Origin of the sequence: Belliella calami (assembly GCF_022549695.1) — a bacterium.
Lineage (GTDB): Bacteria > Bacteroidota > Bacteroidia > Cytophagales > Cyclobacteriaceae > Belliella > Belliella calami.
Map to the genome: position 1 here is coordinate 281,662 of NZ_JAKZGS010000002.1, position 19,611 is coordinate 301,272.

Genomic DNA, 19,611 nt, shown 5'->3' on the forward strand with positions numbered 1-19,611 from the left:
CAAGCCTGCCTGGGGCAGACAGGCATGACGAAGAACGTCACACGCTGGGATGATTATCAACCATGCGAGATTCCATAACCTGTCCCGACCAATCGGGATGACCTCTGAAAAACAAATTATAAACACATGAAAACAATTATTTTTAAAACAGCATCAACATACCTACTTCCTTTGTTGGTTTTGTTTTCAATATTTATCTTGCTAAGAGGGCATTATTTGCCTGGAGGAGGATTCGTAGGTGGTCTGATAGCATCCATAGCTTTTGTAATCCATTCCTTTGCGAATGGTATTGATCAAACAAAATCAATCATCAAATTCCATCCTGGTTTTTTGATGCCAATAGGTTTGGCTATAGCACTGGTTAGTGGGGCTGCCCCTTTATTGATTGGAGAAAGCTTCATGACAGGGCTTTGGTTTGAAGAACCACTATCAGTGATAGGTATGGTGGGTTCAGCTTTGTTTTTTGATACAGGAGTATATCTTGTGGTCATTGGAGTCACGCTAACAATCATTTTCACAATCTCAGAAACTATTTAAAAATGGAACTTTTATTAGTAATGCTAATAGGTCTTCTCTATGCTTCGGGCATCTACATGATGCTCAGAAGAAGCATGGTAAAATTGATTATAGGCCTAATTCTACTTGGAAATGGCGCCAATATGCTGATCTTCCTACTCGGAAGAATCGTGAAAGGCAAGCCCCCAATCATAGACTCAGCATCTAAAATGCTGACCGAAATATATGCCGATCCTGTTCCCCAAGCATTGATATTGACAGCCATCGTGATCAGCTTTGGGTTGCAGTCTTTTGCTATCATTCTGGTCAAAAGAGCCTACAAAATCACTGCAACAGACGATTTGGATGAACTGAATACTACAGACGAAATTTATGAATAATCCATATATAGTTTTACCCGTTATTTTCCAACTTTTCACAGCAGTTTTGCTGATGTTTTTCTGGTTTCGGGTCAATGCACAACGCCTGATTACCATTATTTGTAGCCTTATCTCCGTTGGTATTGCCATTTGGCTTTTCAATGAAGTCTATAATAGGGGCATCCTCACCATGCAGGCTGGAGAATGGCAAGCACCTTTTGGGATCACCTTCGTGGCAGATATTTTCAGTGCTACAATGGTGCTTTTGACAGCAATTTCAGGAATGGCCGTTGCTGTTTTCTCTACTGGAAGTATTAGAAATGCAAGATTGAAATTTGGGTATTTCCCAATCCTCAATTTCCTATTGATGGGACTGCAAGGAGCCTTCTTGACTGGCGATATTTTCAACCTTTATGTTTGGTTTGAAATCATCATCATCGCTTCATTTGTCTTGATTACGATCGGTGGAGAAAAAGCACAGATAGAAGGTGCAATGAAGTATGTCACCATGAACTTACTAGCATCGGCGATTTTCCTCACAGCCATTGCGATACTTTATGGTATGGCAGGAAGTCTCAATATGGCCGATCTGTCTGGTCAAGTAGCGCAAATAGAAAATAGAGGTTTAGTAAATGTTGTGGCGATTTTGTTCTTAGTTGGGTTTGGAATCAAGTCAGCAATTTTTCCTTTATACTTCTGGCTTCCAGCCTCATACCACACTCCACCGCCGGCGATTTCAGCCATTTTTGGAGGATTGTTGACAAAAGTTGGTGTGTATGCATTGATTAGGATATTTACATTGATATTTATACCAGATGAATTTCTTAGCAATCTATTGATCATTATGGCTGCATTAACCATTCTTTCAGGAGGTTTAGGTGCGATTTTACAGGTGAATATGAGAAAGATTTTCTCTTACCTAATCGTCTGCCATATAGGCTTTATGATCGCTGGTTTGGGAATATATACTGAATTGGCAATTCTTGGAGCCATATTTTACCTGATTCATGATATCATTGTCAAAACAAACTTGTTCCTAATATCAGGTTTGATTTTCAAATTGAAAGGAACGCTAAACATAGAGAAGCTTGGAGGTCTTTATAAAAAATACCCCAAATACTCCCTATTGATCGCCATACCATTATTTTCCTTGGTTGGAATTCCGCCCCTTTCTGGATTTTGGGCTAAGTTGTTTTTGATAGAGGGGGGATATTTGGAAGGTCAATATACTTTGGTTGGGTTTATCCTGTTGGGAAGTTTCCTCACACTTTGGGTTATTGCAAAATTATGGTCGGAAGTATTCTGGAAAGAATCAGTTGATTTGCCAAAAAAAATCAACGTGAAATATTTCTATGAATTAAAACCCTTCAAACAATGGGCGATGATCATTCCAATTGTGATTTTGACAGTAATTTCTTTGTACATAGGGCTTGCAGCAGAACATATTGTCGTGCTTAGCAAACAGATTTCAAGCGAATTGATGAATCCTTCGGCCTACATCGAAGCAGTTTTAGGAACGAAAACAGATATGCCATGATAAAGACGAGATTTTTGAGTAACTTATTGCTTTCCTTGATTTGGGTAGCGATTACTGGCAACTTTACGGCTGAGAATTTCTTCTTTGGATTTATTCTTAGTTTTTTTCTCCTATGGATTATTTCTACAGATAGAAGAGAAAACAAATATTTCAATCGAGGGCCAAAATTGATCGGGTTTATATTTTTCTTCCTATATGAACTCGTAAAAGCCAATATAGAAGTAGCTTATGATGTAATTACACCTAGACATTATATGGAACCTGGAATAGTAAAGATTCCACTTGATGCAAAATCTGATATGGAAATCACTTTATTGGCAAACTTGATTTCCCTTACTCCTGGTACATTGAGTCTTGATGTCTCTGATGACAGGAAAGTTCTCTACGTACATGCGATGTATGTAAAGGACAAAAAAGAGTTTATTGCCAGTATTAAAAATGGATTTGAAAAAAGATTACTAGACATATTGAGATGAGTGTTTACGACTATTTATATTATATCATTTTACCGGTTCTGAGCATCTCGATCCTGATCATATTTATACGATTCCTGATGGGGCCAAGGCTCTCAGACCGCGTGGTGTCATTGGATCTCCTGCTGACTACTGGTATAGGAATCATAGCAGTTTACAGTATTCATACCAATCAACCTGCATTTTTGGATATTGCTATGATATTGGCGTTGATAGCCTTTTTGGGAACAGTTGCATTTGCTTATTATTTAGAAAAAAGAGAAAAAAATGACTGATATCATAATCATAACATTAAGTACTTTAGGTACACTGTTTATACTTTTGGCTGCCATAGGGGTAGTAAAAATGCCTGACTTATACTTAAGAATTTCTGTTACCACCAAAGCAGCAACACTTGGTATTGGATTGATTTTGTTGGCTTCAGCGTTTTATTTCAATGATTCTGCAATAACAGCAAGGGTATTGGCAATTATCGTTTTTATGCTCCTCACAGCTCCTGTCGGTGCACACATGATTGGAAGGGCTTCCTATTTCACAGGGGTGAAAATGTGGAACAAATCCAAGATCGATGAATTGGAAGGCCAGTATGATTACAAAACCCACAAACTCCACAGTGAAGATCAGAAACCTCAAAAAAATGAGAAAAGTGAAGGCAAAACTCAACGAGAATCCTAATGGATAATCATATTAAAAAACTATTTCTAGCAACTGCAATTATCACATTGATCGTTGCTTGTAAAGAAGAGAAATCTGAGATTATTGTGGAAGAAAATAGCAGCTTTAAATTTTTAATTGGATCCTATACGGATAAAGAAACTGAAGGCATTGGTTTGATGCAGTTTGACTCCATAAATAAGGAGATATTTATTGAAGTAATCGAAAAAGGTGTCAAAAACCCTTCTTTCTTGATTACGAATAAAGATCAAGACATCCTTTTTGCAGTAGAAGAAACTGCTGGAGATGAAGGAGGAAAAGTGAAATCCTTTGCTTTTGATCTAGAAGAAAAAACTTTGAGTTTGTTGAGCACTTTGGATACCTATGGTGACCATCCATGTCATCTGACATTGGATCCAAGTGAGAAATTTCTTGTTGTAAGCAATTATTCAGGAGGAAATTTTTCGATTTTCAAAAATGATTCCGGTGTACTGACCCATTTGCAAACCCTACAACACCAAGGGAATAGTATCTCAAAATCCCGTCAGGAAAAGCCACATGTTCACAGTGCACTTTTTCATCCAAATGGAAAACATTTACTAGTAGCAGATTTGGGGACAGACAAAATTTATCTTTATGATTTTGATAAGGAAAAACCCGAACCTCTTCAAAAATCAGATCCATCATCCTTCGAAATCAAAGCCGGATCCGGTCCTAGACACTTTATCTTCAATGAAGAGGGAAACATGCTTTATCTAGTGCATGAATTGACCGCTGAATTAGGTGTTTATTCATTTGAAAATGGGAAAATTCACAACCTTGAAACAATTCCACTTAACCACCCTCATTTTGATGGTAAAGTTGGAGGAGCGGAAGTAAAACTTTCTGATAATGGAAAATATATTTATGTTTCCAATCGAGGTGATGCAAATGAAATTTCAGTCTATGAAAAAGATCTCAACGACAAGCTTATTCTTATTCAACGTACATCGACAAAAGGAATCGCACCGAGAAATTTCGATTTTAGTATAGATGGCAAATACTTGCTGGTTGCAAATCAAGACTCAAATGAAATCATTGTTTTTGAAATGGATCCAAAATCAGGCTTGATCAAAGAAGAGGTAAACAAAATAGCATTCCAAAAACCTTCATATGTGCTTCAATTGAGATAGAGTTTCCATAAATATCCTTGAAAAAACTTCACTTTTTTTCAAAAATAATTCCATATCATTATCATTTTTATAGTTTTGTGATCTATTCATTTGAAATCACACAAACACTATGACAACAATTACCAAAACAACCTATCAATCCATTTTATCTAGAAGGGAAACAGAATTCGCAATTGACTTTATCAAAACCGAGTTTCCAAAAGTACTATCCCAAAAAATAAACCTTTTCAAAATAAGCTGTCCATTAGCCATCATGGATGGAACTGGCATCAATGATGACCTCAATGGAATAGAAAGACCCGTAAGCTTTCCTATAAAGAACCAAAACGATGACTCAGCTGTAGTAGTCCATTCGTTGGCGAAGTGGAAGAGATGGACATTAAGTGAATTAAATTTTCCTATTGGGGAAGGAATCATCACGGATATGCGTGCGCTTAGACCTGACGAAGATTATTCCCCAATACATTCTTTATATGTCGATCAGTGGGATTGGGAAAAATCAATCGCTGCAAAAGATCGAAATTTAAATTTTTTGAAGAACACAGTCCGCGAAATCTACTCCGCAATCAAAACCATAGAGCTAGCCCTATTCGAAATTTTCCCTAGTATAACTCCTACCCTTCCAGCATCTATTCATTTTATGCATGCGGAAGAATTGTTGCAATTATATCCAGGTATGACTCCAAAGGAGAGAGAGTTTCAAGCAGCCAAAACTTATGGGGCTGTGTTTTTGATGGGGATCGGTGGCCAACTTTCCAATGGAGAGCCACATGACGGAAGAGCTCCAGACTATGACGATTGGAGCAGTGGCAATGAAGATGGACACTTTGGTCTCAATGGAGACATATTGGTATGGAATCCTGAACTGGAAAACTCCTTCGAAATTAGCTCAATGGGAGTAAGAGTAAACACCCAAAGTCTTGAAAATCAATTAAAAATTGCTCAAGCTGAGAATAGGAAAAAATTACTATTCCATAAATCTTTGCTAGAAGGAAAACTAACAGAAAGTATCGGTGGAGGTATTGGACAATCAAGATTATGTATGTTTCTGCTCAAGAAAGTGCACATTGGGGAAGTACAGTCGGGTATTTGGCCAAAAGAAGTGATAAGTGAATGCAAGAAAAATGGGATTGATTTAATATAAATTAATGCGTATCATGAAAATAACCGAAAAATATTTCCTCATTTAGTTTTAATTGTGAAAACTATGCGTACCTTTGGATCATTATAAAAAATACAATTACAATATCATGAACACAGGAAAAGTAAAATTTTTTAATGAGTCCAAAGGATTCGGTTTTATCGTAGACGATGAATCTTCTAAAGAATATTTTGTACATATCTCAGGATTAGTTGACGAAATTAGAGAAGACGACGAAGTAACTTTCGACCTTAAAGAAGGAAGAAAAGGTCTTAATGCTGTGAATGTAAAGTTAGCTTAACATATAACATTGACAACCTCAAAAGCGGTTCAAACGAAAGTTTGAACCGCTTTTTTTTGTGCCCTACGAAAACCTGATGTAATGTGCTTAATCAGCGTAATCTACATGATTTTGATCTTTTGAGATATTGATACATCTCAAAAGATCCTTCAGTCTTTGGTTAGGTTCACATCCATGATATGGTTAGGCATTTCTATATTATTTTCTTTAAGTTGTTCTATAACTTTTAGCATCACATCATTTTTAAGCTTTGCATTTCTAGCCTGGGAACCCAAGAGTGAATACCAATAAGTGATGACAAGCTGAACATGTCCATTGTCGAAGTTCTTGATGGACACAAAAGGTCTTTTATGCGGCAAGAGATTTGGTACTGTATTCAAGTTTGCTGTTAGCATATTCATTACCTCCTTGATGTCATTATTATTGTTGATTGTTATTTCAAAACTTTCTCTCAACTGATCATCAATGGTATAATTGATAAAATGCTTCTTAATAATATCCGAATTTGGAATATAGACATCTTTTCCATCAACCGTCTTTAGGGTGGTTTCCCTTATGGAAATTCTGATCACCCTCCCCACTTGTCCATCTATTTCGACCAAATCACCCATTTCAAAAGGCCTGTCAAAAATCATTACTATTCCAGCAAGGAAATTTTCCCCAATATCCTTTAGTGCAAAACCAATGATAAAAGTTGTCAATCCAGCAGCTCCAATGATAGTTTGTGTCAATGCACTCAACCCAAGAGTTCTAAACACTATAAATACCAAAATAATGTAAAACATAAAAACTACTATATCAGCCACAAACCTAGCCCCTACCGGATCTTTTGCTTTTGATAGTATCCTTCTAATCACGATTCTTTTTACACTTTTGATAAATACTAAGCCCATCACAAAAACCAACATGGACATTAGTATAAATGGAGTAACTTCTACCAAGTCTGTATACAGCTCTCGAAAGCTATTCATAAAAGATTCTTGCATTTTATTGAGTGTTTAAAATATAAAGGTGAAATTAAATCAAATTTCCCATTTTGAGGTTTGATCGTAAACCAAAGTTCCTGTCTCAATCAACAAAGGTGATTCAAAATTATTAAAATAGAGTTGTCCTGTGCCAAGACCTTGGGGCATATCAGAATCAAAAGTAGCAGTATACTGCGCTATGGCATTTAGTCCAATATTGCTTTCCAAAGCTGAGGTAATCCACCAGCCAATGTCCAAACCTTCTGCCAAATTTATCCATTCGTCACAAGATTTAAACCCTCCTACTAAGGTTGGCTTTAATATGATGTATTGAGGTTTAATTGACTTCAACAAACTTTCTTTGGATGCCAAAGAGTGGATTCCAATCAACTCTTCATCCAAGGCAATTGGTATTGGGGTTTCGGCACACAATGTCGCCATCTCTTCAAACTGCCCTTGCCTAATAGGTTGCTCAATACTATGTAAATCATACTGAGACAGTCGCTGTAACTTCCCCAAAGCTTCACTAGCAGCAAATGCTCCATTGGCATCCACTCTCAGTGTGATTGTGTTTTGATCATACTTACTTCTAATATACTCCAACAACTCACATTCTTGATCAAAATCGATTGCCCCGATTTTCATTTTGAGACAATCGTAACCTTCTTCCAGCTTCTTGTCAATCTGCTCCAACATAAACCCTCTATCACCCATCCAAATCAAACCATTGATCGGAATTGGTCTTCTCTCTCTGACAAACTCAGTATCGAAAACCATTCTTTCTCCACCATGCAACAAATCGAGTAATGCAGTCTCAAATGCAAATCTTAGACTTGGAAAATTTTCGGGAATATGACTTTGGACAAATTCAAAAATCTTGTCTTTAGAAAGCAAAACTTTCCTTTGAGTCAGTTCTTGGCAGGCAATTTTGATTTTCTCTTCAAAATCAGAAACATCATCCAAACTGAGTTTTGGCAAAGGTCCTGCTTCCCCATATCCTACAATTTGGGGGAAAAGTTTTGAATAGGCTTTTACCAAATAGGTTTCTTTTTTCTTCAAAACACCTCGCGAAGTACCTGCGTCGAATTTAAAATCCAACACATATTTTTTAAATTCAAAAACGATATTTTCTATTTGTTTCATGGGCTTCATAGAGTCTAAAAGGCCAACAAGATTAATATTCAAGAGTTCAAATTTCCTTTGAAATAATAAGCTTTATATTTGCATTCTGAATAAAACAAAAGCCAATAGGATTTTATGAATCATTCGACACCAACAGCTGAACTCAAGTTATCAGATTACGAATATACCTTACCTGAGGAGAAAATAGCAAAATTCCCACTTCAAAATAGAGAAGACTCAAAACTTTTGCATTTTAAAAACGGGACGATCGAGCATTTGAATTTCAAAGAAATTACTGAGCTGATACCTTCTGGTAGTTTGATGATTTTCAACAACACCAAGGTTATTCCAGCTAGATTGCTTTTTCAGCGAAGCAGTGGTGCCAAAATTGAGATTTTTCTGTTGAAGCCTATTGAGCCTACTTCCGTGATCAACGAAGTCATGATCAATACTGAGTCAGTGGCTTGGGAATGTATGATCGGAAATCTGAAGAAATGGAAAGCTGATGAAATTCTGAGTGGAGAAGTAATCTATCAAGGTCAAAGCATCGAATTAAAGGCAGCTTTGATAGATAAAGAGAGAAGGATGGTAAGGTTTACTTGGGCAGAAAACATTCCATTTGTATCTATTGTAGAAGCATCAGGAGAAGTTCCTCTCCCTCCTTACCTCAACAGAAAACCTACAGCAGAAGATAAACCAAGGTATCAAACTGTCTATTCCGAAAAAGAAGGTGCAGTAGCTGCCCCTACAGCTGGACTCCATTTTACTGACAAAATATTAGAAGAATTAAAGCAAAATGGTGTCGAAGAAGATTTTTTGACTCTTCATGTTAGTGCAGGAACATTTCAACCTATCAAATCAGAAAATGTCACTGAACACAACATGCACAGTGAACAGGTAGTCGTAAATAAATCTGTTGTCAGAAGAATAACTTCACAAACTGACAAAATCATTGCAGTCGGAACTACTTCCATGAGGTCATTAGAAAGTTTGTATTGGTTTGGAGTTCAACTGATCACTGAAGATGTAATGCAATTTCTCATTCCAAAGTTATATCCATATCAAGAATTTGATTCATTACCTACCAGACAAGAGAGCTTTTTAAAGATTCTGGAATTTATGGATCAAAACAAACTGGAAGAAATAACTGGTAGCACGGAGATTTTTATAATGCCTGGATATAGCTTTAAGGTGTGTGATGGACTTGTTACAAATTTTCATCAACCTGGCTCGACGCTGATCCTACTTGTCGCTGCATTTACCAAAGAAAGATGGAAAGAAATCTATCAAGATGCTTTGGAAAAGAATTACCGTTTTTTGAGTTATGGGGATAGTAATTTGCTTTGGAGAGAATGAATCAAATTTGATCAATCAGCATTTCCTGAACCCAATCTAATGATGCCTTTTGTAAGGTTTTGATAGTATGTTCTTCCTACTGGTACAAGGTCTTTTCCCACCATCAATTCCCTTGGATTGATAGAGACAATTTCCTCCAACCTGACAATATAGCTTTTATGAATTCTCATAAAATCAGCTTCTGGAAGTACCCCTTCGAAGTCTTTTAAAATATTCCGAAGTGAGTAAACACTCGTACGGGTAACAAGGGTTGTATAGTTCCCATCTCCTTTCATCCAAAGGATATCCTCAAACTTTACTTTCACAAGATTTCCTTTGCTTCTTACAAAAATGGCATCTTTGATCAGTAACTCAGACTCCAATCCATTGAAATTTTCTAGAGAAGATCCATTGTTTTCGTTGCTATAATTTTTTATTAATTCTTTCATTTGACCAAATTAAACTATTGTTAACTGTAGAGCCACCATGTGGGTTATGCATGTTATTAGCTTACCTTTCTTTAACAAGAAGTTTGGTTATTAGTTTTGAAAAGTCTAAAGAAAACTTAAACTAAGTAACGTTTTTGATCAAAAAAGAGAGTTGGAAATTACCGAAAGCAATAAAAAACTTATGCTTTCTTAACAAACTCTGATTTTAGCGCCATTGAACCAAAACCATCGATTTTACAATCTATATTGTGGTCACCTTCTACCAATCTGATACTTTTTACCTTAGTGCCAGCTTTGATGGGCTTTGGGGCACCCTTTACAGGCAAGTCTTTTATAACAACAACAGCATCACCATCTGCCAAAATAGCACCATTGGAATCCTTGACCACCAAACCATCTTCTAATTCCAATTCTTCAATATTCCACTCGAAACCGCACTCTGGACAAGTAAGTCCATTTTCTGTTTCATATCCATAAGGTGAACTGCAAGCAGGGCAAGCGGGTATATTTTCCATGCCACAAAGTTAAAAATTCTTGTGGTAAAATTGGGTTTTTATGGGATTTAGAAGTGTGTTTTAAATGAGTATCCGCAACTTTGACCTTTGTGATAGAAAAGGCTTTGTCTGTTGCGGATACACATATATTCTTATTTTGCTTAGCTTATGTCAGCAAAGCTATTTTTCTAAACAAGCATTCTGGGATGAAATCAAACTTTTGGTAATTTCCAGCCATTATGGTATTCTGCTTTTATTAATTTATTTGCTTCTTTACTCGTAAATAAACCCTTATCTGCGTCCCAAAAGATCTTTTCTCCTGTTTTGTATGCAATGTTCCCCATATGTGCATTGATCGCCGCAACGCTTCCTGTCTCCACACCACAGTTTAATTTTGAAGAATCATTATTGGTAATGGCATCAACGAAATTAACCATATGTAAGTCAAGAGCATTTCCTTGTGGCTTCACCCTTGCTACTGCTTCTAATTTTGGCTTGTCGCCTTCTTTCTCTGAAATCACTTCCCAACCACCTCTGTTCACGACCAAAGTAGCATTGTTTCCTATGAAGGCTATTCCTTCGGTATAGCCATAGTTGCCTCCATCGATTCCTGTAGCATGTTCCCAGAGCATATTGAAACCTTCATATTCATAAATGGTCTGCAAAGTATCTGGTGTTTCTGAAGCATCATCAGGATATGCCAATTTCCCACCTGATGCCATTACTGATTTAGGTGCTGATACCCCCATGGCAAAAAGTGCTATATCAATCTCATGCACCCCCCAATCTGTCATCAAACCTCCAGCATAGTCCCAAAACCAACGAAAATTAAAATGAAATCTATTTTCATTGAAAGGCTTTTTCGGTGCTGGGCCCAACCACATATCATAATCCACTCCTGAAGGGACAGCACTATCGGCTTTGACAGGTACGGGATTCATCCATCCTTGATATGCCCAGCATTTGACCAATCTGATATTCCCCAATTGTCCTGATTTGACAAAATCTATTGCTTCGCTATATTGAGAACCACTTCTCTGCCATTGGCCTACTTGAACCAGCTTACCATATTTCTTTGTAGCCTCCACCATCAAGTTGCACTCTTCTATTGAATTGGCAAGTGGTTTTTCTACGTATACATGCTTGCCTGCCGAAAGACTATCTATCAAATTCAAACAATGCCAATGATCTGGGGTACCTATGACCACTACATCAATATCTTTGTTTTCAAGCATTTTTCTATAATCCTTATATAGCGTTGGCTTTTTACCACGGACTTTGACTACATCTTCAGATCGTTGATTCAACACATTCTCATCAATATCTGCCAACGCTATACAGTTTACCTGTGGTATTTTTAGCATCGCATTGACATTGGACCAACCCATTCCTTTACATCCGATCAACCCTACATTGATCTGGTCATTGGGTCCGATTTTTTTCAAATTACCAAAAAACTGATCCGCTGTCACTACATTTGCCATTGTAATACCGGCTGTAGCTAAGAGACTTTTCTGCAAAAATTTTCTTCTTGAATTCATAGGTTAATTAGGTTAAGGGTTAATGATTTTAAATCGATGAGAATTAGATGTTTGAATTTTCATTTTTCAAAACACCTTCAAAACATCAAGTGTTAAATATACACTTTATCAATTTTTAAAAAAACAAATGCCTGAAATTTACACTATTATTAATATCACTTCCTCCTAATTGATTATGAATAGCAAATCATGTTTTTTGAAATAGCCTTCTTCTTCTTTCAATTTGTATCGAATCAACAATGAATAACTCCCTGTTATGGCAGGTTTCCCTTTAACAAAACCATCCCAAAAGCATGAAGATTTTTCACCATACCGCAGGTGTTTATCTTCACAGAAAAATATCAGCTCGCCCCATCTGTTAAAAACCTGAATCTCTATTGCATCTATCAGATTGTCAGGAAAAATCACAAGTCCATGTCCATCATGTCCAGGTCTGATCGCATTAGAATATTTCAATGTAGGCTCGCAATTGATTTCTACTTCAAAATCCATCATAAACTCACATCCGGATTGGTCTATCGTGACCAGTCTGTATAAACCTTCTTCTTTGGGTGAAAAGACTAGCTCTTGGCTAACTTCCTCACCATCAAAAAACCAATGGTTTTCCACAAATTGACTTTCCAATGAAATTGTTTGGCTGCCTTCTTTGGTAGGGCAAATTGAATACAGTCCATTCATTTTAGGAGGATCAGAAAAAGTCTTTTTCACTTCAAAATCTCTTTTACCAATGACACAACCCTGGGAATTTGTCAATATCACTTGATAAAAACCTGGGGTTTCTACCATAAGCTTTGGATTGTCATCAAATTCAAACAACTGAAGGTTGCCCATTGAGGCTATCGTGAACCACTTTATCGTCGCTCCAATCTCTGGGTTCAAAAGCTCAATATCAGTAAATAAATCATTTTGACAAAAAGAAGAAAATTGTAATTCCAATGGGAATAGTTCTTGGATTTCTACAATCATGTTTTTTTCAACAGGACATTTAATCCCTTTAGGATCTTTTCCTATTATTTTGTAAGAATCAGACCTTGTAAAGACAAAAAGCTTATCTGAGTTCAATGGTATTCTTGTACCATTTGATCCAATAATTTCGTAAACTAAATCCTCACTTGAAGTAGGATAATACGAATAAGTGTCACAGGAAAAGACTGATTCGACAATATCAAATTTGACAGATTCCTTTTCACTTACATTATATACTTGAGAATCTTCTACTGTATAACCAAGAGCCGTCGTCAAAACCAATTTATACTGACCTGAGGGTACCTCCACTTTTATGAGATTGGTATCATTAAAAAGCACTTGTGTCAATTGGATATCTGACAAATCTCTTATTTCTAAAAATCCAGTTTGAGGACCTTGAAGAAACTCAACGATAATAGCTCCAATATCGTCAATTCCAACTATACAAGTAGCAGGCTCAGAAGTAACTTTATAGTCCATGAAATCCAAAGGCAATTTAAAAATTGTGGCATCATCTGAATCATCTATAAAGCCATTGTCCAAGCTACTGGCAGATGTATAAGCTTGAACCGCAACAGCTCCAATAAGCATGTTCTCTTCTGAAATGAAATATTGAAATGAAAATTCCATCTTTTCACCTGGAGACAGATTCGGAATCGTCCAATTATTTCCCATTAAATTTTCCATCAAAAAAACATTACTCAATTCCAAATCACCTACATTTTCTACTGTTATAAGAAAATTGACAACCTGGCCTTCATTTTCATAAATTTGGTTATCTGGAACAATAGTGACTTTTATATCAGAAATCAAACTACAATCATAAACTCGAATCCTCACTTCTTTTCTGTTACTTTCGCATTCATCATCTTTTGACTGGCTTACCCAAATAGAATATTGACCATCTACCTTGGAGCTTATTACGGGCACAGAATCCAAAGCCGTGGAACTAGGATTGTTGTCAGTATAATAATTCAGTGTATAACCTTCATCTGGATTGACATTAAAAAAAAGAGGTTCTTCTCCAATACATACCAAAATATTGGAAGAAGTAGGTACTGATGATTTTGGTAAAACCACCATTTCGATAGGAATACGAATCCCTGTACAAGAACCTTCAAAACCTTCGGACACCCAAATCTGAGAGGTTCCTATTACGCTTGTATTGACAAAGTAATTCAGTATTGGTGTACCTCCTGTTTCATTTTCAAAAAAATACACTTGAAAATCTGATTGACTTGGTGAAATAAGATCTTTAAGATTAGCAGGAGTATCACCTTTACAAAAATCGGGTAAATCAACATTTAATAAGTTCCCGAATTGCTCACTTCCAGTGCAATTCGCCAATACGAACTCATTTCTTCCTACGATTGGTATTTCGATAGGATCAAAAATCTCCTCTCCTATGCATTCACCATCTCTGATATTGCTCACAAAAGGCAAGTTGGTAAAAACATTCTCTGAAACTTTCCCAACTCCTGATACACTTCCCGTCATGGAAATATTTGCTTCGCAACTTGTATTGGCCAAAATCACACAATCCTCTGTTACTTTTAGGGTATATTTCAATGTGGCGATCAACTCATCTGCATCAGCCATCAAGGGAAGATCACCAATATCCCAAATCAAAGAGCCTGATATTCCCATATCAGGATCAAAACTCACAGTCCCATAATTTTCAGGAGTGGTAAACGCTTTGACAAAAGAAGCTGAAAAAGGAATGGGAATAATGATTTTGGTTTCTGAAACTTCTTCAGATCCTTTGTTCCTAATTTCTGCAGCAAATGTGATTTCTTGACCTGGTTCTATTGTAGGATCTACACCCACCGGTGTGTCATCAATGCTTTCTACCTGATTGATCACCTGAACTTCCGGTATATAACTCAACACTGAAAATGCAAAGGCATAAATGGTGTAAAGATCCTGCTTAGTACCAAACCGGAATCTCGTAGAAGTTTGATCATTTGTAATTATTGAATTTCCAGGATTCGAAATATCCCACTGCAATATATCTACCCCGATGTTATTGGTGAAATTTGGATTTCTTGGTGTTGGTACCAATTCTCCCAATGAGTTTTGGACTGGGGTGTAGATTGTAGAATTAAAGAAGTTCTCAGGTGTATTTAAAGGATGGTTTAGCCTGACCCATTCGCCCTCACTATTGATGATTTCCAAAAAATCACCTCCGACTGACCTATCTCCTTCCCCAGCCATCAAGCCTAATTTGAGGGCTACTTGTCCTGTTTTGACGGCTCCAAAACCGTCAATTTCCACTTCCCCAACATGTTCTTGGCCATCTAAAGACTGAACAAATGAATAACCATCAAAAATCGTGACATCACGCCAATTCATTTTGGAGTTTTGGTACACAACGATCAAACCCCAATGTCCAAAAAAACCAACATTGTCACTTCGACCTTCTTCCAAAGCAATATCTGCTACAGTATATTCTCCCAATCCATTTTGCTTTACATATTGAGTCACATCAGAATACCCCACATAGATATTTGCCAATTCATCTTGTGGGTACAAAATAGCATTTCCATCGGCTGTGATTTCGGTATATTCAGCTTCATTAGGACCTTTGAGTTTTATTTTCCGCTTATCAAAATCTAAAGTGTATGGCAACATGGGTTGATAAACACCATTTTTGACAACATACATGTGCGTATTTTCCAGAAGTCCACTATTTGCCTGACCGTATTGCAGTTTACTTAGTTTTCCTATAGAAAATGTAATATTATCTTGGACGAAAACTATTGGATCGAATGTAGCCGTTAGAATAGAGTTTTCAGAAGAAAGAGTTAAATTCTGTACTGTTTGCCATTCAGCATCATTGAAGGAAAATTGGACTTCCCCACCATTCTGATTGATAAACCTTATTTGAAGATAAAATTCAGAGAAATAATTTCCAATAAAAAAATGAGGGTAAGCAGAGCCAATACCATCATAATATTCGTCGATATTCAGAGTTTGATTGAGATAGTCTATTTCTTCCAAAAAACCTACTTTCTGCTCTTGGTCATTGAGTATAACTTCCTCACCGGGAATGATGTCCTTTGTCACCTCGAAAACCAGCCCCTTATCCACCCCCACTCTTCCTGACCAATACAACCCTGCGTACAAGATTTCTGAACAATTAGGATCAGCATTATTTTCTTCCGAAAACTTCAGAGTAGCGCTGGAAGAGTTTAATGTTTGAATATCATTATCTACATCTGTGAATTTTACAAAATTTGCTGAATTGTCAGTTGAATCTGTATAGTTTTCCAATGTAAGGTTTGAATTGCCTATAATGGAAAAGTCACCTTTGATCCGATACAGATTCCCATCTGGAGCAGGGTTACCTACTTTATGACGAAAAGGAACTCGGTTGTCATTTTGGGCAATAGAATTTGGACTTAGAAGAAGGAGTAAAAATAAAGATAAAAATAAGGCGATTACATACCTATCAAGTGCAATACACAAATGAAACCTACGAACTATAATTCTCATCGAAGCTCTCTGAAATTGGTTAAGAAATACTTTTATGCATATAGGCGACCTTTCTTCGAGGAACTAGAAGTAAAAAGAGGGACTCTTACTTATTCATTGAAACCTTTATTTCAGATAGACTATTGGGTAAACGATCTAATATTGGGTGTTTTTCGCAATGAAAATAACAAATAGTTATTTACAAAAAAACATTGATCACTTAATAATTTTAAAAATGTTTAAAACTGCAAAATCAATTTACGAAACACTGATTTTCAGGGGGTAAAATAGATTTGGCAAGTTGTTTTTTTAATCGCTAAATGTTTACCTAATTATTACTTTTAACAATAAAAATCAGCCATTTTATTTAATTAAAAATTCCCCACCAGTAGATCTTTTTGATTTCAACTAATTATTTATCATATTTAAAAAAAGAATTTTAAACTATGAAAAATTATTATTGCCTGATTATAATCTTTGCATTTTTTTCTTGCAGAAAAAATGAAGAAAGTAATAAATCAACAGACGTACATGCTTATCAATTAGTCAAAGTAGATTCATTTGCTGTAGATAATTTTACGAATGTACAGATCACTGATTATTGTGATTCAGAGAATATTTTTCTTGGTTTTAGTGAAGTCCAAAATGATATTTTAGAAATATCACCTACCGGTGAAATCCAAAAAAGAATCAATTTGAGTGGAGATGGTCCGGGAAAACTTGGGAGATGGAATCCTTTAGGATTGAGTTTTGGCCCGGATGGAAAAAGGGTATTTCAACTACCCTTCCAATTGCTTACTTATGACAAGGATTATAATCAAATTGAAAATATTAGATTTTTATCACCCCTTCCCGTTAGAACTAATTTACCTTTGGGAAAAACAGCTTATACTATAAAAAATGGTGAGCCTCAGTACTTGGTAGGTCCTACCACTTTTCTCTCTGCACATTTATTGATTTATAATGAAGAAGGTAGAGACACCTTGCAGAATTTCATGTTACTTTCATCTGGGTCAGGAAGTATAAAATCGATAGTACCTTATGAACCAAATTCATATTACAAAAAGACTGAAAACATATATATGGATTTGATGGGGAAATCCTTTTTTGTAGAAGATAATGAGCTTATCGTTTTACAGAATTTAGCAGAAAATATTCAAGTATATGATATAAATGATTATACTTTGAAAAAAGAAATACCAATTGAACATAGTGAGTTTATAACATATGATCCACTACCAATTGGAACTGCAATGGATGATCCAAGAACCAAAGAACTGTCGGCCATGGCTGGTAGAAACCAGTCAATTTACAAAATGAGTGAAGACATTTGGCTGGTAAAGTACTATCAGGGAGTCACAAGAACTGAGTATGAAAGTCGAAATACTGAGGAGAAACAATTTTCAATCAACGGATCAGCAAGCGATAAAATCAAGATGCTTGTGATCAAGAATGGTGTTCTTCTCAGTGGTGAAATCAGTCCCCCTGAAGGTAAGCTATTGTTTTCCTTTGAAAAAAACAGATTATTAGTCAAAGATAATCCTAATGAAGAGGTTGAAGAAGAATTTACTTCTTATAGTATTTATGAATTAAAGGAGTCAAATAAATAAAGAGTTTTATTGATTCCTTTAATTCAAGTATTTAAATCTCCCATTTCTCCAATCTGTATGCAGAATCCCAAAACATCCATTCCAACTTGGTAGCCATCTCAAAAGCCTCCAGCATCTCCTCTTGTAGTGCTTCGCTTGAATTTTCGGCCAGTTGATTGGTTATCTCTATTGCTTGTGCTACAGATTTTGCAAAATCTTCTCCTGCATAAGTATCTATCCAGTTTTTGTATGGGTTATCTCCGATTCCATCTTGAAGGGAATAAATGTGATCTCCAACTAACTTATAAATCCAAAAACAGGGCAAAACAGCCGCCACCGCGACTTCTACATTTGAATAAGCCGATTTCGTCAGGAGAAAATTTGTATAAAGAAGGCAGGTTGGTGAAGGCTCAATTTGATCGGGAATCCCCAATACTTTGAAATACCCTTCATGCAGCGCTCGCTCAACCACTATGGCTCCAGAAGCAAATTGGGAAAAAGCCAGAACTTGATCCAAATCTTTCATCCTTCCGGAAATCGTACTCAAAGCCTTCCCAAATTCTCCCAAATAATATGCATCTTGAGCCATGTAAAACTTAAATCGCTCTTTTGACAAACTACCTTGGAGAAGCTCTTGGTTGAAAGGCAAGTTGATAATTCTATCAAAATGTGGAGCTATTCGAGTCCATGCTTTATCAGTCCATTTCATTGATTATTTGTTTTTGGGGATTGAAGAAATGATTTAGTGGCCCATTCCCATTGCCGGTTATTATATCTTTACCATAAAAGATAGCCTTGTTCACATAATCTCTACCAAAATCTACAGCATCCTCCATGTCTTTTCCCAAGGCTAACCCCACTGCAATTGCAGCAGAAAGCGAACATCCTGTGCCATGCACATTTTGGGAATTGATTTTGTCACTTTTAAAGACTTTCAACCCATTTGATTTGGAGTATAAAAGATCTCGAATTACTGATTCATCCAAATGCCCTCCTTTGATCAAAATTGCCTCGGGAAGCTCTTGCAACAAATACTCTCCTGCTTCTTTCATCGATTCCAAATTATTGACTTCCTTTCCATACAAAATCGAAGTTTCGTCCATATTTGGTGTAAGTAAGGAAACTAAAGGAAATAGTTTTTGTCGGATGGCTTTTATCGTTTCATCCTGAATCAACTTAAAGCCAGAAGTAGATACCATCACTGGATCAAAAACTATTGGGATTTGCGGATAATAGCTCAATATCTCAACCAAAACTTCTACAACCTCAGGTCTATCAAGCATCCCGATTTTGATCGCTTTGGGTTTGATGTCATCCATAATAGCTAGAAGTTGCTCTTTTATATGCATGGGTGGAATACTATGGATAGCTGTCACACCTTTGGTATTTTGGGCAGTCGTAGCGGTGATGACTGTCATCCCATAGCAGCCCAAAGCAGCAAAAGTCTTTAAATCTGCCTGAATCCCTGCACCTCCACTACTATCTGAACCAGCTATACTCAATACTGCAATATATTCTTTCAT

The 19,611-nt window shown here is 36.5% G+C and carries 19 protein-coding genes; 11 read left to right on the forward strand and 8 right to left on the reverse strand.

Annotated features, from left to right (window positions below; translation table 11 throughout):
- The first annotated feature begins 126 nt into the window (after window positions 1-126).
- The 9 genes from MM236_RS03455 (at window position 127) to MM236_RS03495 (ending at window position 6,153) form a co-directional block, all read left to right on the forward strand.
- Window positions 127-537 carry a Na+/H+ antiporter subunit B gene (locus MM236_RS03455; RefSeq protein WP_241273534.1) on the forward strand — a complete coding sequence of 137 codons (411 nt, stop codon included), beginning with the start codon at window positions 127-129 and terminating at the stop codon, window positions 535-537.
- A gap of 2 nt (window positions 538-539) precedes the next feature.
- Window positions 540-896: a Na+/H+ antiporter subunit C gene (locus tag MM236_RS03460; protein ID WP_241273535.1), complete on the forward strand. Its 357-nt coding sequence runs from the start codon at window positions 540-542 to the stop codon at window positions 894-896.
- Window positions 889-2,412 carry a proton-conducting transporter transmembrane domain-containing protein gene (locus tag MM236_RS03465; protein ID WP_241273536.1) on the forward strand — a complete coding sequence of 508 codons (1,524 nt, stop codon included), beginning with the start codon at window positions 889-891 and terminating at the stop codon, window positions 2,410-2,412. Before MM236_RS03460 ends, MM236_RS03465 begins: the two co-directional genes overlap by 8 nt.
- Window positions 2,409-2,888, forward strand: a complete 480-nt coding sequence (locus tag MM236_RS03470) for a Na+/H+ antiporter subunit E (protein WP_241273537.1) — start codon at window positions 2,409-2,411, stop codon at window positions 2,886-2,888. The genes MM236_RS03465 and MM236_RS03470 overlap by 4 nt, the downstream gene beginning before the upstream one ends.
- On the forward strand, window positions 2,885-3,160 hold the full coding sequence (locus tag MM236_RS03475; protein WP_241273538.1) for a cation:proton antiporter: 276 nt from the start codon (window positions 2,885-2,887) through the stop codon (window positions 3,158-3,160). Before MM236_RS03470 ends, MM236_RS03475 begins: the two co-directional genes overlap by 4 nt.
- Window positions 3,153-3,560, forward strand: a complete 408-nt coding sequence (gene mnhG, locus MM236_RS03480) for a monovalent cation/H(+) antiporter subunit G (protein ID WP_241273539.1) — start codon at window positions 3,153-3,155, stop codon at window positions 3,558-3,560. Before MM236_RS03475 ends, mnhG begins: the two co-directional genes overlap by 8 nt.
- The gene (locus MM236_RS03485) at window positions 3,560-4,711 is read left to right on the forward strand and encodes a lactonase family protein (RefSeq protein WP_241273540.1); all 1,152 of its coding nucleotides are present in this window, start codon (window positions 3,560-3,562) and stop codon (window positions 4,709-4,711) included. Before mnhG ends, MM236_RS03485 begins: the two co-directional genes overlap by 1 nt.
- 109 nt (window positions 4,712-4,820) lie before the next feature.
- Window positions 4,821-5,855 carry an aspartate--ammonia ligase gene (gene asnA, locus MM236_RS03490; RefSeq protein ID WP_241273541.1) on the forward strand — a complete coding sequence of 345 codons (1,035 nt, stop codon included), beginning with the start codon at window positions 4,821-4,823 and terminating at the stop codon, window positions 5,853-5,855.
- A 106-nt stretch (window positions 5,856-5,961) separates the two neighbouring features.
- Entirely contained in the window at window positions 5,962-6,153 is a 192-nt protein-coding gene (locus MM236_RS03495) for a cold-shock protein (RefSeq protein ID WP_014773567.1), read from the forward strand.
- Between the two features lie 149 nt (window positions 6,154-6,302).
- Here MM236_RS03495 and MM236_RS03500 read toward each other — a convergent pair whose 3' ends face one another.
- Window positions 6,303-7,139, reverse strand: a complete 837-nt coding sequence (locus MM236_RS03500; RefSeq protein ID WP_241273542.1) for a mechanosensitive ion channel family protein — start codon at window positions 7,137-7,139, stop codon at window positions 6,303-6,305.
- 36 nt (window positions 7,140-7,175) lie between these two features.
- Window positions 7,176-8,261: an o-succinylbenzoate synthase gene (locus MM236_RS03505; RefSeq protein ID WP_241273543.1), complete on the reverse strand. Its 1,086-nt coding sequence runs from the start codon at window positions 8,259-8,261 to the stop codon at window positions 7,176-7,178.
- 114 nt (window positions 8,262-8,375) lie between these two features.
- Between MM236_RS03505 and MM236_RS03510 the strand changes: the two genes are divergently transcribed.
- Window positions 8,376-9,596, forward strand: a complete 1,221-nt coding sequence (locus MM236_RS03510; protein ID WP_241273544.1) for an S-adenosylmethionine:tRNA ribosyltransferase-isomerase — start codon at window positions 8,376-8,378, stop codon at window positions 9,594-9,596.
- 11 nt (window positions 9,597-9,607) lie between these two features.
- Here the strand turns inward: MM236_RS03510 and MM236_RS03515 are convergent, their stop codons facing one another.
- The 4 genes from MM236_RS03515 to MM236_RS03530 form a co-directional block, all read right to left on the reverse strand.
- Entirely contained in the window at window positions 9,608-10,024 is a 417-nt protein-coding gene (locus MM236_RS03515; RefSeq protein ID WP_241273545.1) for a LytR/AlgR family response regulator transcription factor, read from the reverse strand.
- Between the two features lie 179 nt (window positions 10,025-10,203).
- Entirely contained in the window at window positions 10,204-10,539 is a 336-nt protein-coding gene (locus MM236_RS03520) for a zinc ribbon domain-containing protein YjdM (RefSeq protein ID WP_241273546.1), read from the reverse strand.
- A 191-nt stretch (window positions 10,540-10,730) separates the two neighbouring features.
- A complete protein-coding gene (locus tag MM236_RS03525) occupies window positions 10,731-12,059 on the reverse strand; it encodes a Gfo/Idh/MocA family protein (RefSeq protein ID WP_241273547.1) in 1,329 nt (442 codons plus the stop codon).
- A 165-nt stretch (window positions 12,060-12,224) separates the two neighbouring features.
- A complete protein-coding gene (locus MM236_RS03530; protein ID WP_241273548.1) occupies window positions 12,225-16,520 on the reverse strand; it encodes a T9SS type B sorting domain-containing protein in 4,296 nt (1,431 codons plus the stop codon).
- Between the two features lie 425 nt (window positions 16,521-16,945).
- On the opposite strand from MM236_RS03530, the gene MM236_RS03535 reads away from it, so the two are divergent.
- Window positions 16,946-18,109, forward strand: a complete 1,164-nt coding sequence (locus MM236_RS03535; protein ID WP_241273549.1) for a hypothetical protein — start codon at window positions 16,946-16,948, stop codon at window positions 18,107-18,109.
- A gap of 31 nt (window positions 18,110-18,140) precedes the next feature.
- On the opposite strand, the gene tenA is transcribed toward MM236_RS03535, so the two are convergent.
- Window positions 18,141-18,797 (reverse strand): thiaminase II, encoded by a 657-nt coding sequence (gene tenA, locus MM236_RS03540; protein ID WP_241273550.1) that lies wholly within the window; start codon window positions 18,795-18,797, stop codon window positions 18,141-18,143.
- Window positions 18,784-19,611: a bifunctional hydroxymethylpyrimidine kinase/phosphomethylpyrimidine kinase gene (thiD, locus tag MM236_RS03545; RefSeq protein WP_241273551.1), complete on the reverse strand. Its 828-nt coding sequence runs from the start codon at window positions 19,609-19,611 to the stop codon at window positions 18,784-18,786. Before thiD ends, tenA begins: the two co-directional genes overlap by 14 nt.